The organism is Altericista sp. CCNU0014 (genome assembly GCF_044923475.1).
Classification (GTDB): Bacteria; Cyanobacteriota; Cyanobacteriia; order Thermosynechococcales; family Thermosynechococcaceae; genus JAAURS01.
In genome coordinates, this window is sequence record NZ_CP137338.1 from 1610494 (window position 1) to 1623512 (window position 13019).

General features: G+C 53.8%; 14 protein-coding genes. 11 read left to right on the plus strand and 3 right to left on the minus strand.

The genetic code is table 11. From position 1 onward, the window contains the following. Positions 1–78: 78 nt before the first annotated feature. Together egtB and R6H26_RS08090 are read right to left on the minus strand one after the other, a co-directional pair. On the minus strand, positions 79–1320 hold the full coding sequence (egtB, locus tag R6H26_RS08085; RefSeq protein WP_404789844.1) for an ergothioneine biosynthesis protein EgtB: 1242 nt from the start codon (positions 1318–1320) through the stop codon (positions 79–81). 24 nt (positions 1321–1344) lie between these two features. Then, entirely contained in the window at positions 1345–2016 is a 672-nt protein-coding gene (locus R6H26_RS08090) for a DUF3318 domain-containing protein (RefSeq protein ID WP_404789846.1), read from the minus strand. Positions 2017–2172: 156 nt separating this feature from the next. Here R6H26_RS08090 and R6H26_RS08095 point away from each other — a divergent pair, with 156 nt between their 5' ends. The 9 genes from R6H26_RS08095 (at position 2173) to R6H26_RS08135 (ending at position 10878) form a co-directional block, all read left to right on the plus strand. Continuing rightward, complete coding sequence (locus tag R6H26_RS08095) at positions 2173–2982, plus strand: DUF3598 family protein (RefSeq protein ID WP_404789847.1); 810 nt, start codon at positions 2173–2175, stop codon at positions 2980–2982. A 40-nt stretch (positions 2983–3022) separates the two neighbouring features. After that, complete coding sequence (locus R6H26_RS08100; RefSeq protein ID WP_404789849.1) at positions 3023–3433, plus strand: hypothetical protein; 411 nt, start codon at positions 3023–3025, stop codon at positions 3431–3433. Next, positions 3430–3864 carry an HNH endonuclease gene (locus R6H26_RS08105; RefSeq protein ID WP_404789850.1) on the plus strand — a complete coding sequence of 145 codons (435 nt, stop codon included), beginning with the start codon at positions 3430–3432 and terminating at the stop codon, positions 3862–3864. Before R6H26_RS08100 ends, R6H26_RS08105 begins: the two co-directional genes overlap by 4 nt. A gap of 101 nt (positions 3865–3965) precedes the next feature. Next, positions 3966–4823 carry an STAS domain-containing protein gene (locus R6H26_RS08110; RefSeq protein ID WP_404789852.1) on the plus strand — a complete coding sequence of 286 codons (858 nt, stop codon included), beginning with the start codon at positions 3966–3968 and terminating at the stop codon, positions 4821–4823. Positions 4824–4842: 19 nt separating this feature from the next. Beyond that, on the plus strand, positions 4843–5259 hold the full coding sequence (locus R6H26_RS08115) for an STAS domain-containing protein (RefSeq protein ID WP_404789853.1): 417 nt from the start codon (positions 4843–4845) through the stop codon (positions 5257–5259). Next, positions 5246–5644: an anti-sigma regulatory factor gene (locus R6H26_RS08120; RefSeq protein WP_404789855.1), complete on the plus strand. Its 399-nt coding sequence runs from the start codon at positions 5246–5248 to the stop codon at positions 5642–5644. Before R6H26_RS08115 ends, R6H26_RS08120 begins: the two co-directional genes overlap by 14 nt. 1 nt (position 5645) lies before the next feature. Beyond that, positions 5646–6653 (plus strand): ATP-binding protein, encoded by a 1008-nt coding sequence (locus R6H26_RS08125; RefSeq protein ID WP_404789857.1) that lies wholly within the window; start codon positions 5646–5648, stop codon positions 6651–6653. Then, positions 6650–8779 (plus strand): ATP-binding protein, encoded by a 2130-nt coding sequence (locus R6H26_RS08130; protein ID WP_404789859.1) that lies wholly within the window; start codon positions 6650–6652, stop codon positions 8777–8779. The genes R6H26_RS08125 and R6H26_RS08130 overlap by 4 nt, the downstream gene beginning before the upstream one ends. 11 nt (positions 8780–8790) lie before the next feature. Further along, positions 8791–10878 (plus strand): response regulator, encoded by a 2088-nt coding sequence (locus R6H26_RS08135; RefSeq protein ID WP_404789861.1) that lies wholly within the window; start codon positions 8791–8793, stop codon positions 10876–10878. Between the two features lie 7 nt (positions 10879–10885). Here R6H26_RS08135 and R6H26_RS08140 read toward each other — a convergent pair whose 3' ends face one another. Next, complete coding sequence (locus R6H26_RS08140; protein ID WP_404789863.1) at positions 10886–11176, minus strand: hypothetical protein; 291 nt, start codon at positions 11174–11176, stop codon at positions 10886–10888. 116 nt (positions 11177–11292) lie between these two features. Here R6H26_RS08140 and R6H26_RS08145 point away from each other — a divergent pair, with 116 nt between their 5' ends. Next, entirely contained in the window at positions 11293–12852 is a 1560-nt protein-coding gene (locus tag R6H26_RS08145) for a PLP-dependent aminotransferase family protein (RefSeq protein ID WP_404789865.1), read from the plus strand. After that, positions 12849–13016: a hypothetical protein gene (locus tag R6H26_RS08150; RefSeq protein ID WP_404789866.1), complete on the plus strand. Its 168-nt coding sequence runs from the start codon at positions 12849–12851 to the stop codon at positions 13014–13016. The genes R6H26_RS08145 and R6H26_RS08150 overlap by 4 nt, the downstream gene beginning before the upstream one ends. The last annotated feature ends 3 nt before the right edge of the window (positions 13017–13019 follow it).

A 13019-nucleotide genomic window follows, 5' to 3' on the forward strand; every position in this document is an offset into this window, starting at 1 on the left:
TTAGGCAGGCCAACACAGCAGAAGTAGGCTATTGCTCGGCTAATCGTTCGATTGTTTTCTAATGTGTTTAAGCTTATCTCACTGGGCCAGACGAATGCCTGAAAATTGCCATCGCGCCGAAGTTGGAAAAAAGTTGCGATAGGTGGCGCGAATATGGCCCGGCGGGGTGACGCAGGAACCGCCCCGCAGCACCATTTGGTTGCACATGAACTTGCCGTTGTACTCTCCCACTGCGCCAGCGCTGGGTTGAAAGCCTGGGTAGGGCAAATACGCGCTTTGCGTCCACTCCCAAACGTTGCCGTAGAGCCGAAAGCTCTGGTCTGGAGATGGAATGGGATGGAGATAGCCTTGCTCTAGGAAGTTGCCTTGAAGGGGTAAGTTTGAGGCTGCAATCTCCCACTCTGCTTCGGTGGGCAACCGCTTGCCAGCCCAGCGGGCGTAGGCATCGGCTTCAAAAAAACTGACGTGGCAGACGGGCGCGGCGGTGTCGAGCGATCGCAGCCCCCCCAGGGTCATCACTTTCCAGGTTCTATCCCCGCGCTCCCAGTACAGGGGTGCCGTCCAGCCCTCGCTTTGGATCGTCGCCCACCCTTCGGCCAGCCAGTATTCGGGATTTTGGTAGCCGCCTGCTTCGATGAATTCTAAGTATTCTTTGTTGGTGACGGGTTGGGAGGCGAGGCAGTAGTCCTGCAAATAGACTGGATGGCGCGGCCCTTCGTTGTCGAAGGCGAAGGCACTTCCATCGTGGCCGATGGCGCGCAACCCGCCGGAAAATTCTAGCCACGCGGGCTGAAGGTTGCCTTCATTTTGTTCTGGCAGGTTCGTTCGATACGCAGGCCGTAGAGGGTTGCACGCCAGAATATGCTTGATATCGGTCATCAACAGTTCTTGATGCTGCTGTTCGTGGTGCAGCCCTAGGGTGATGAGGCCTTCGAGTTCGGGACGGTCGCCGCTCTGGAGCAGCGACCGCATGGCGGCATCGACGTAGGCTCGATATTGATAGACTTCCGCTACGGTCGGTCGGGTCAAGAGGCCGCGCTGGGCGCGGGGATGGCGATCGCCGATGGCTTCGTAGTAGGAGTTAAATAAATAACCGAATTGGGGATGAAAAACCTCGTAACCCGGCAGGTAGGGTGCGAGCAAAAAGGTCTCAAAAAACCAAGTTGTATGGGCCAGGTGCCACTTGGGCGGACTGACATCCGGCATGCTCTGAACCACATAATCTTCAGTGGCGAGCGGGGCGCAAAGGACTTCGCTGAGCTGGCGCACTCGTTCGAACTGCGCTTTGAGGCTTGCCGTCGGCGTTTGGGTTGGAGTCATGCAAAAAATAAGCGATGGTGCGTCTTAAGGATAGGAAGATCCGTAGGAAGCCTGCGGGTTACTGCCGCGCATTGCTTGACTCCGCGCTTTTGCTTCGGCGGCGCTGGCTTTCAATGCCTGTAGGCGCGCTTCGACTTGTTTGCGCTTGCGTTTGTTGGGAGATTGCTCTGCGAGAACCTTAAGCGCGCTGCCGAGACTTTTGTAAGCATTGGGCAACGTGTAGCCAAAGCGGGTGGCAAGGGCGATCGCCTTTTCATCTGCAGCCGTGGCGTGCTCTAGGGCATTCTGCGAATTGTTGCGCTGGTAGAGCCGCCAGCCTGAAAATCCGCACAGTCCCATGGCTAAAAGCAGCAAGAGGCCATCCTGCACCCACAGCTCGCCCACCGCACCGCCCAGACCGATGGCCAAGGCGGCCATTTCCCAACCGTCTCTGGGGATCGTGTCGTTCTGGATGCGGGCGACCTCGTGCCAAAACAGCAAATTGCGCTGATCTTTGGCGAGTTGATCCCAGCGGGCTAGATTGATCTGCACCTCGACTTGATCTTTGCCAATTTCTTCGCAAGTAATCAGGGGCGGATTGCTGGCCATATTGGCTTCTACCGTCACCCAACTTTGCAACTCCGGCGGCAAGAGCGTTCTCAGCCGACGCAGCTCGCTCATTTCGGCCCGTGCATTAGACGTTGCAAAGGATGACATACCTGTGGTCCACCAATTTTGACGAAAGCGTTCAATTACTATTATATGGAGTATAGCGGCCTACCCCCCTCTCCTTCCACCGCTTTGCGATACATTACCGTCCTTCCGATAGGGTGGATTCCCGATCCTGGGCGAACGTTTGGTTGAGGTCACAACATGGCAGCGCAATGGCAGGGATTGCTTCAAAATTTGGGAACCTGGACGGGGTCTTTTACAAAACTGTCGCCAGCAGGTGTTTGGCTCCAGGATACGCCTAGCGAAGTCGTGCTCCGGCTTTCGGAAGACGGGCAAACGGTGTTTTTTACGCTCCAGCGCGAAGCATCCCCAGAGGTTGCGCTGCAATTCAATTATCCCGGACCCGGACTTCAGGTTCCTTTTTTTGAGAATGGGTGCTTTTCTCAAGGTTCTCTTCAGCACGCGCCCCAGGTGCGCTTTGGGGCGGAGTTTGCGCTGATCGAGGGCGATCGCCGTTTGCGCCTGGTCCAGCTCTTTGAGGCGGGTGCGGTCCTCACCGACCTCACTCTCATCCGCGAATGTCGTGCGGGGAACGAGGCGGAGTCTCCCCCGCTAACGGCGGATGCGTTGGTTGGGGTTTGGGAAGGGGAAGCGGTCACGCTCTATGCCGATAATCGATCGCCCAATGTGATTCAAACTCATCTTGCGGTGGAGCGGGAGGGCGATCGCCTCACCCAAGCTCTCCAGTTTGGCAGCCATAGGATTCAGTCCTCAGCTCGGATCGATGGGAATTGCCTGCACTTTAACGAAGGCGCTCAGCCGATGCAGCTTTTGTGTTTGCCAGGGGGTGCCTCGGCATTATTTCCCCAGCAGATTCAGCCGCGAACGCCGTTTGCGATCGAGGCGGGGTGGTTGGTGGAGCCGAGGTTGAGGAAGCGGATGGTGCGGAGTTATGGCGATCGGGGAGAATGGGTCAGCATTACGCTGGTGACGGAGCGTAAAATAGATTAGGGATAATCGAAGCACTGTAATTTGCCCCTCAAAGCGCACCATGGTACAAATCACCATTGAAGTTTCAGACGAACTAGCTCAGCGGTTAGAGCCTTTTCAAGATCGGCTTTCTCAACTTTTTACACGTCTGATTTCGGCTACGTTGCCAGGGATGACAGCTTCTGAATTAGGGCTTCCGGTTGCTGCGGTTGAGCCACCTCCCACCTATCAGGAAGTTTTAGATTTTTTGGTGAGCCAACCTACTTCAGAGCAAATTCTGGGTTACAAAGTATCGGAATCCGCTCAGTTGCGACTCCAAACTCTGCTTGAGAAAAATCGCGAGGCAGCGCTCAGTGCCTCAGAGACTTCGGAGCTAGACCTTTACGAACAGTTAGATTCTCTGATGGCCATGCTCAAAATCAGAGCCTATGCTTCAACCTATCCGAAACAAGATAGATTGCCTTCGGTATGAGTGTTTATGTGTCTGCTGCACTACGGCAGCAGGTTATTGACCGAGCGCAAAGCTATTGCGAATACTGTCTTTTGCCTGAAGCCTTTTCGATCTATCATCACGAAGTCGATCATCTCATTGCGCTCAAACATGGTGGTCAGACTGCCAGCGATAACTTAGTTCTAGCCTGCCTTCCCTGTAATCGCCACAAAGGTTCAGATCTCACCAGCATCGATCCGGTGAGTGGAAAAGTTACCCTCCTTTTTAACCCTCGCATCCAATTATGGAGCGAGCATTTTCAGCTTCAAGAAGGCTATATTTTGGGTCTGTCAGCAACTGGACGAACCACTGTTTTTCTGCTGCGATTTAACGATTCAACTCGAATCCAAGTCAGACAAAATCTTATTGCTTATGGGCTATATCCAAATTCATCTGACGCTTCTCTAATTTAGGTCGGTTAAATTTCTATAAAGCTGAACATCGCTCGGTTCCGACTTGCTACCCGATCGCAAGTCAACCTAAACTAACTGTGCACCGATTGCAGAGGCTTATCGTGGAGACAACGAGCGAAAGCAAGATTCCCAAACTTCTGGAAACCTACGAAGCCGATCTGCTGGCAGCGTGGAGCCAGCAGTTAGCTGCTACCAACCCTCGGAAAGGGTCGCTCGAAGCAGCCGAACTGCAAGAGGAATGTCGGGAGTTCCTCAAGTTACTGCGCAGGGCAGTTCAGCGGGGGAATATGACCGATATTCAGACAGCAGAGTGGCAAGAGGTGCGGGGACTGTTGGCGAGCGTTTCTAGAACGCGATCGCAAAGGGGGTTCACCCCTTCCGAGACCGCTCACTTTGTCTTTTCGTTCAAACAACCCTTATTTGATCGTTTGCAACAGGACTTGCAAGACCCTGCCGAACTGGGTCGAGAGATTTGGCAAGCGACGACTTTACTCGACGGACTGGGCTTGCTCACGGTAGAAGCCTACCAGAAGGCGCGCGAAGAAGTCATCGCGCGGCAGCAGGAAGAGCTGATGGAACTGTCTACCCCTGTGGTCAAGCTGTGGGAGGGCATTCTGGCATTGCCCATCATTGGCACCTTGGATAGCGCCCGCACGCAAGTGGTGATGGAGTCTTTATTGCAGAAGATCGTCGAAACCGGGTCGGAAGTTGCCATTATCGATATTACGGGGGTGCCTACGGTCGATACCCTCACCGCTCAACACCTTCTCAAAACGGTCACTGCCGCGCGGCTCATGGGCGCGGATTGTTTTATCAGCGGCATTCGCCCGCAAATTGCGCAGACCATCGTCTATCTGGGTATCGATTTGACGAACGTGATTACTAAAGCAACGCTTGCCGATGCCTTCATGTTGGCGCTCAAGCGCGTGGGAACGACCATCGCTCGCACCCAACCTTAAATACCGATCGGAGGAACGGATGGAACGCATTCCCATACTGCACATGGGCGAATTCTTGCTCGTCACCATCCAGGTGGATATGCACGATCGCCTGGCGATGACGCTCCAAGAGGATCTAACCGATCGCATCGTCCAAAGTCGCGCGCGCGGGGTTCTGATCGATATTTCTGCCTTGGAGATCGTGGATTCCTTCATCGGCAGAATTCTAGGCAACATTGCCAAAATGTCGCGGGTGCTGGATGCCGAAACGGTTATCGTCGGAATGCAGCCGGCGGTTGCCATCACGTTGGTGGAATTGGGGCTATCGCTTGCGGAGGTTCGCACGGCCTTAAACGTAGAAAAGGGCATGGCACAGTTGCGATCGTCCTTGGGTGCTGAGATTCAGGCCCCGGTCGCTGCGAGTCGAGGGGATGCGGACGATCGTGCAGAAGCCTGAAATGCTCCAGATTCGATCTTCTGTGGATGTGGTGCTGGTTCGCCAAGCCGCGCGCAAGCTTGCGGTGGAGATCGGCTTTGGCTTGGTCGATCAAACTAAAATAGTGACAGCCGCCAGCGAATTAGCCCGCAATACCCTAGATTATGGCGGTGGCGGCAGCGTCGAGCTAGAAGTATTGCAAGAAGCAGGACGAACGGGACTCCGGCTCGTCTTTGAAGATCGGGGTCCGGGCATTCCCGATCTCGAGCTAGCACTCAAAGATGGATTTACGACGGGCAGCGGCTTGGGGATGGGTCTGGGCGGCGCGAAACGACTCGCGAGCGAATTTGCAATTGAGTCGATAGTGGGAGAGGGGACGCGGGTGACCATCGTACGATGGAAATAACATGAGCGAATCGATTTCCATTGCCATTACAGAACAAAGCCAGACGGGGGAAGCCAGACGGGCGGCTTTGGCTTTGGCAGACCGTCTCGGGTTTCAAGAAACAGAACGGGGCAAAATTGGCATTGTGGTCATGGAGGTGGCCAACAATTTGCTGTATCACGCTCGCGGTGGAGTCATATTGTTGCGGGCGATCGAGCAGGAGTCAACCCTCGGTATCGAAATCTTATCTCTCGACCGAGGACCGGGGATGGTCGATGTCGCTGAGTGCCTGCGAGATGGGTTTTCCAGCGCTGGAACGTCGGGTAACGGGCTGGGTGCCATTCGTCGCCTTTCCGCTGTTTTCGAACTTTATTCTTGTGCGGGCAAGGGGACGGCACTTCTCGCCCAAGCCTGGTCCAAACCCCCGTCCGCTCGACCGGAAACGAGCTTAGAAATTGGAGTGGTGTGTTTGCCCAAGCAAGGGGAGACGGTTTCGGGCGATGCCTGGGCCTATCGAGCCAGCGCGAACCGCAGCTTATTTCTGGTGGCAGATGGTTTAGGTCACGGGCCCGCTGCTGCGATCGCGTCGTCAGAAGCCGTGAGGATTTTTCAGGAGCACTCTCATCGATCGCCTGCGGAGATCGTCGCAGTGGCTCATGGCGCCTTGCGCAGCACGCGCGGAGCGGCACTTGCCATTACTGAAATTGACTTCGAGCGATCGTCCGTTCGCTTTGCGGGCGTTGGCAATATTGCAGGCAGTATCTGGTCCCCAACCGGGCATCGCAACCTGGTCTCTCACAACGGCACCGTCGGCCATGAAGTGCGCAAAATTCAAGAGTTTACCTATCCTTGGTACGGCAACGAACTCTCAATCGTGCATTCCGATGGCTTAAGCGCTCACTGGCGGCTCGATCGCTATCCCGGCTTGAGCCTCAAACATCCCAGCCTCATTGCTGGCGTGCTGTACCGAGATTTTAGCCGGGAACGCGATGATGCGACGGTATTGGTGGTTAAGGGGGCAGTCCGATGACGATGCTGTTTGCGCTCGAGATTCACTACGAGCAGGATGTGGTGCAGGCTCGGCAGCGGACGCGCGAACTGGCCGAGCAATTGGGATTTGACACCCAAGATCGGGCGCGACTGGCAACTGCCGTTTCAGAAATTGCCCGCAATGCTTTTCAGTATGCCGAGGGAGGATCGGTTGAATTTTACGTGGAGGGGGACCCGCACATCTTTCAAATTCGAGTTCGCGATCGAGGTAAGGGTATTCCGCATCTCAGCGATGTTTTAGCGGGGCGATACATTTCCCCAACGGGAATTGGAATGGGCATTGTGGGTACGCGTCGGTTGATGGATGTGTTTGAGATCGAATCGCTGCCGGGGAAGGGAACGACGATTTTGCTCGGCAAAGCCTTGCCGATGCAGGCGCTGACCCTGACCGACGCGCAATTGCAGCAGATTCGAGAGGCGGTAATGGAGCGATCGCCGCAGAATCCTTACGAAGAAATTCAGCGACAGAACCAGGAACTGCTGCAAGCCATGGCAGAACTGCGCAAGCGCGAGGAAGAACTCAACCAACTCAACCGAGAATTAGAAGATACCAATCGAGGCGTGGTGGCGCTGTATGCCGAACTGGATGAAAAAGCAAACTCTTTGCAAAAAGCAAACGAGTTAAAAACCCGTTTTTTCTCTCACATGAGTCACGAGTTTCGCACGCCGTTGAACTCCATTCTGTCGCTTTCGCGGATGCTGCTGGCCCGCATGGATGGGGACTTGACCCCAGAGCAGGAAAAGCAGATAACGTTTATTCAAAAGGCAGCGGACGGATTATCCGAGCTGGTCAACGATTTGCTCGATCTAGCGAAGGTAGAAGCTGGAAAAATTGAGGTGCGCCCCAGTTCCTTTACAATCGGCGACTTGTTTGGCACGTTGCGAGGAATGTTGCGCCCGCTCATCGCCCAAGACTCAACCGTAGCCCTGATTTTTGAAGAATCCGATCGAATTCCTCCCCTCTACAGCGATGAAAGCAAAGTGACTCAGATTCTCAGAAATTTTATCTCAAACGCCTTAAAATTCACCGAGCGAGGAGAAGTGCGCGTTAAGGCCGCGCAAATCGACGGTAGCGTTACCTTCTCCGTATCTGACACGGGTATCGGTATCGCACCGGAAGACCTAGAACGCATTTTTGAAGATTTCGTGCAGCTCGAGTCGCACGTCCAAAGGCGGTTGAAGGGCACGGGCTTGGGGTTGCCTCTATCGCGCAAGTTAGCCGAACTGCTCGGCGGGATGATTTGCGTTGAAAGTACGCTGGGGAAAGGTTCTACCTTTTCGCTCTCTCTTCCGACGAGCTACCCCAAAGCGATCGATACTCCGCACTTGCAGCCCCCACTTCTACCGCTCAAACCCGCCGACCTGACCGTTTTAGCGATCGGGTCGCATGCCGAAACGCTGTTGGGCGGCCCGCATCTGCAAGCGTCGAGGTATGAATGGATTTCCGTTCGAACGCTAGAACGGGCAAGGCAAGTCTTGCAGCAACTTCGGCCTGCGGTTATCGTTCTCGATGTTCTCCTCGAATCGCAAGGGGTTGGGGAATTTTTGCAAGAACTCGAAGCAGAAGCGGCAACTCGCACGATACCCGTGTTGGTTGTTACTTCCCCGGAGGACGAACACCGGGCATTGGGCTTGGGAGCCAGGGTCGTCTTAATTAAGCCTATTGATGGATTGACTTTGCTAAGTGAAATCAATAGTGTGATTAGTCGTGGTACGACTCAAAGAGTCTTGCTGATCGACGACGATGCTGCATCTCGATACGTTATGAAACAGTGGTTGGCAGGCGTACCTGTAGAAATCTTAGAAGCTAAAAGCGGGCGGGAGGGGTTGGCGATCGCCCAGCGCGAGCAACTCACCGCGATCGTTCTCGATTTGCAAATGCCCGAGATGAGTGGATTTGAGGTTCTCGACCGACTGAAGCGCGACCCCATCACCCAATCCATTCCCACGATCGTTCGCTCTTCGACGCAATTAGAGCCCGAAACGCAAAGCAGCCTTGCAAAACAGAGTATTGCAATTCTTTCAAAAGAAACGACGTCCCAAACTACCGCAATCGCTCAATTCCGAAATGCACTCATCAAAGGCGGACTCGTTTTCAAAGTTTAGAGGAAACCACCATGTCTGAACCCCGGATGACGGTTTTGCACGTTGAAGATAATGAAGCGAACCGTTATGTCGTGGCTCGGATTTTGAGAAATGCAGGCTTCACGGTGATAGAAGCAGCAACGGGAATTGAGGGATTGGAAGCGATCGCCCAGCACCAGCCCGATCTCGTGGTTTTGGATGTAAAACTACCCGATTTGAACGGCTTTGAAGTTTGCCGCAAAATCAAGTCAGATCCCAAAACGGCAAGGATTCCAGTGCTACACCTTTCGGCTACGTTCGTCCAAAGTCAAGATAAAGCGGAAGGGCTGGACAGCGGTGCCGATGCCTATCTCGTGCAACCCGTGGAACCCATCGAGTTGGTCGCTACTGTGCGATCGCTGTTACGCATTCGACGAGCAGAGGAAGTCGCGCTGGCATCCGCACGGGAGTGGCAAACGACATTTGACTCCATCAAAGATAGCGTTTGTTTGGTCGATCGGGAGGGTAAAATTTTGCGCTCCAATCGATCGATGAGCCAGCTCTTAGGCAAGCCCTCCCATGAAATCTTGGGTCGCGTCCATCACGAACTGATCCGCTCCGTATTGGGCGTGGGTGACGGTTTCTGTTTTCGTCGCGCCAGGGAAACGCATCAGCGTCAAGTTTTGGAACTCCACCCGGAAGGACGATGGTTCGCCAAATCGGTAGATCCGGTTTTGGATGAGAATGGAGCGTTTGCTGGGGCTGTTTACATTTTGTCAGACATTACCGAGCGCAAACGCTCAGAAGTGACCCTCAAAGAGCAGAACGATCGCCTCAACCAGCTCATGCTCTCTCTACAGCGGCAGACAGAGGAGGCGCAACAAGCCAATCGCATTAAAGATGAATTTCTTGCCGTGCTATCCCACGAGCTGCGATCGCCGCTCAATCCCATTCTGGGTTGGGCGAGAATTCTCCGAACGAAGCAGCAAGACGAAGCAAAAACGCAATATGCTCTCGAAACGATTGAGCGGAATGCCAAGTTACAGGCTCAACTGATTGAAGACTTGCTCGAGGTTTCTCGCATCCTTCAGGGCAAGTTGAATTTGAACACCAGCTCCATCGATCTCACCTCCATCATTAAGGCCGCTTCCGAAACCGTCCGGCTCGCCGCTGAAGCTAAATCCATCCAGATTCAGACAGTATCAGAACCGAACGTCGGGTGCGTATTGGGGGATTCCGGTCGCTTGCAACAGGTCGTTTGGAATCTGCTTTCCAATGCCGTTAAATTTACCCCGCCGGGCGGTCGAGTCGAGGTGCGCTTGGAAAAGATCGAGCGCGAGCGCGGAGACGAAGGGGAGATGGATCGACAGGGAGACGGGAAAGCAGCGATCGCAACACCGCCCCCCTCCACCGCCACCGCTCAGATTACCGTCAGCGATACGGGCAAAGGGATCTCCCCCGATTTCTTGCCCCACGTTTTTGACTACTTCCGTCAGGCTGACAGTACGACGACTCGAAAATTTGGTGGATTGGGATTGGGATTGGCGATCGTGCGCCATCTGGTCGAGCTGCACGGCGGGACTGTTTGGGCAGACAGTCCTGGCGAAGGACGAGGTGCGACGTTTGTCGTAAGGCTTCCCATCGCAGCGGAATCGAGGGAGAATTCACCCGACCGATTGCCCGGCGATCGCGCAGATTGGAATCTCAATGGATTGCACGTCCTTTGCGTAGACGATGACAGCGATTCGCGCGAGTTAATTGCTTTTTTGCTCGAGCAAGATGGAGCAACGGTAACGAATGTAGAATCGGCGATAGAAGCACTGAACTGTTTGAACCAAACAAAATTCGATTTGATCGTGAGCGATGTGGGGATGCCCGATATGGACGGTTACGCATTCATCCGTCAAGTCAGACAGCACTATCCCGACCCTATCGCAAAAATTCCTGCAATTGCGCTGACCGCTTACGCGAGCGAAATTCACAGACAACAAGCTTTGGTTGCTGGATTTCAAGCTCGCGTTGCCAAACCGATCGAGCCAGATTTTTTACTCCAGGCGATTCGGACGTTGCTGGAGGAAACAGCCGGACTGGTAGAAAGCGCGGAAGCCAGCATACTCGCAACCCGCGATCGCGGGGAATGAGCCAGCACTAGCGATAGTACCGCTGTTCTAACCAAGCTCGAATCTCAGCTTCAGACCCAAAGCTGGCAGATACTCCGCTCAGCGGATCGTAAACTTGATAATACAAATGCCCCTGACGATCGCGTTTATGGGAAACCTTTGGCTCAGATGTTTGGACGATCCAATTGGCAATTGCCGCTTTAGTTCTTCCTACCGCTCCCTTCAACCTTCGTCCGAGTGGAATTGTTTGGGATATTTCTGCTTTAGTTTGTAGCTTAGTTTGTGGCGTAAATAAAGGCGAGACACTTTCGCATTTCATGGTTCCTACGTCCGAGCGATTTGGATTGCGTTCCTTAACTCTTTCTATCTTCGTCAACTTTTACGTTGCCAACCAGAGACAGTTCGCTTAAATTGTTATGGTTACAGTGAGATTTTATGCAACTGTTATGGTTGCAATTTTGCCTGACTGTATTGGACGCAGATTTGCCGCAGCAAACAGAGGTTGCCATGAAAGCCGAACTACCGGATAAATTGCGAGACATCCCGCTCTACGAGCAGGTTGCAGACCGCGTGCAGGGCTTGATTGCAGAAGGAACCTTGCAAGTGGGCGATCGCCTCCCATCCGTCCGCAAACTGCACCAGCAGCTCTCAGTGAGCGTGTCCACCATTTTGGAAGCCTATCGCCTCCTCGAAGACCGGGGCTGGATTAGCGCTCGCCCTCAGTCGGGCTACTACGTCAAGCAAATGCTGTTGAAAGCCCCGGAAGAACCCCTGCACTCCCATGCCCTCCATCCAGAGCGGCCTGTAGAAATTTCCCTGGCCTATCGCATGTATGCTAGCAAGCGCGACCCTAACACGATCCAGTTGGGCGCAGCAGTCCCCAGTTCCGATCTATTTCCCCTTGCTGCCCTAAATCGATTGATGGGGCAGGTCATCCGCGCCCAACCGCAGCTCGTTCACAGCTATGAAGTCCCTGCTGGCTGCGAAGCGTTGCGCCATGAAGTGGCGCGACGGCTCATGGAAGCGGGATGTTCGCTGAGTCCCAATGAGATTGTCATTACCAACGGCACCACCGAAGCGCTGTCTTTGTCTTTGCAAGCGGTGACTCAGCCGGGCGATACCGTGGCGATCGAGTCTCCGACCTATTACAACCTCCTTGAAGTTCTCAATGCCCTGCATTTGCGAGTCTTAGAACTGCCGACCCACCCTCAAGAGGGCATATCCTTGGCAGCGTTAGAATCTGCTTTGCAACAGCGCCAAATTTCAGCCTGCGCGTTGGTTGCCAACTTTAACAATCCGCTGGGGAGCTGCATGAGTTCGGAAAGGAAACGTCAGATTGTAGAACTTTTTAATACCTATGACGTTCCCTTAATTGAAGACGATATATACGGCGATCTCAATTTTGAAGGGACTCGTCCCAAGGCCATTAAAGCATTTGATACTCGCGGCTTAGTGCTGTACTGTGCCTCTGTCAGTAAAACCCTTTCCCCAGGCTTGCGGATGGGATGGTGCGTCCCCGGTCGCTATCAGGCAAAGGTAGAGTCTTTAAAGATGTCCGTGAATTTGAGTACAGCGCCAATTCCGCAGCTCACGGTAGCCGCCTTTCTGGCCAATGGAGGCTACGACCGACATTTGCGGCAGTTGCGACGGGCGTTTCAGCTTCAAATTGCTCAGATGACCCAGGCGATTTGCACCTATTTTCCCGCAGAAACAAAGGTTACGCGACCCAGGGGCGGTTTTATTCTGTGGCTGCAATTTCCCGAAGCGTTTGATGCGCTGGTACTGTACGAAGAAGCCTTAGCCCATAATATTAATATTGCTCCAGGCATTATTTTTTCTTCTTCTGGACATTACCGCAACTGCCTGCGGCTCAATTGCGGTTTCCCCTGGTCGCCTAGAATCGAGCAAGCCATGCAGATTTTAGGACAGTTATGCAAACGACAGCTTGCCAAAACCTACTTGGCATCGGAGATGCTTCCCCCTGCAAACGCATGAGGAAATGCGACTGGCAAACGTCTGCTAACCGAACTAGCCGTGGCCCTCACAGGGGAATTCGACAAAGTTTCCCAAACTGGCCCAGCCGCGATCGCCTTTCTCCACTCATCCACTGCGCGATCGTCCCTCAGCTCGACTCTAATGCGATCGTCTTGATGCATTAGGAT

What these genes read in the sequence shown, in the direction of transcription:
- R6H26_RS08100 (WP_404789849.1), top strand. Translation starts at nt 3,023, where the DNA reads ATGGTACAAATCACCATTGAAGTTTCAGACGAACTAGCTCAGCGGTTA.
- R6H26_RS08145 (WP_404789865.1), top strand. Translation starts at nt 11,293, where the DNA reads ATGCAACTGTTATGGTTGCAATTTTGCCTGACTGTATTGGACGCAGAT.
- R6H26_RS08095 (WP_404789847.1), top strand. Translation starts at nt 2,173, where the DNA reads ATGGCAGCGCAATGGCAGGGATTGCTTCAAAATTTGGGAACCTGGACG.
- R6H26_RS08115 (WP_404789853.1), top strand. Translation starts at nt 4,843, where the DNA reads ATGGAACGCATTCCCATACTGCACATGGGCGAATTCTTGCTCGTCACC.
- R6H26_RS08140 (WP_404789863.1), bottom strand. Translation starts at nt 11,176, where the DNA reads ATGAAATGCGAAAGTGTCTCGCCTTTATTTACGCCACAAACTAAGCTA.
- R6H26_RS08135 (WP_404789861.1), top strand. Translation starts at nt 8,791, where the DNA reads ATGTCTGAACCCCGGATGACGGTTTTGCACGTTGAAGATAATGAAGCG.
- R6H26_RS08150 (WP_404789866.1), top strand. Translation starts at nt 12,849, where the DNA reads ATGAGGAAATGCGACTGGCAAACGTCTGCTAACCGAACTAGCCGTGGC.
- egtB (WP_404789844.1), bottom strand. Translation starts at nt 1,320, where the DNA reads ATGACTCCAACCCAAACGCCGACGGCAAGCCTCAAAGCGCAGTTCGAA.
- R6H26_RS08130 (WP_404789859.1), top strand. Translation starts at nt 6,650, where the DNA reads ATGACGATGCTGTTTGCGCTCGAGATTCACTACGAGCAGGATGTGGTG.
- R6H26_RS08125 (WP_404789857.1), top strand. Translation starts at nt 5,646, where the DNA reads ATGAGCGAATCGATTTCCATTGCCATTACAGAACAAAGCCAGACGGGG.
- R6H26_RS08090 (WP_404789846.1), bottom strand. Translation starts at nt 2,016, where the DNA reads ATGTCATCCTTTGCAACGTCTAATGCACGGGCCGAAATGAGCGAGCTG.
- R6H26_RS08105 (WP_404789850.1), top strand. Translation starts at nt 3,430, where the DNA reads ATGAGTGTTTATGTGTCTGCTGCACTACGGCAGCAGGTTATTGACCGA.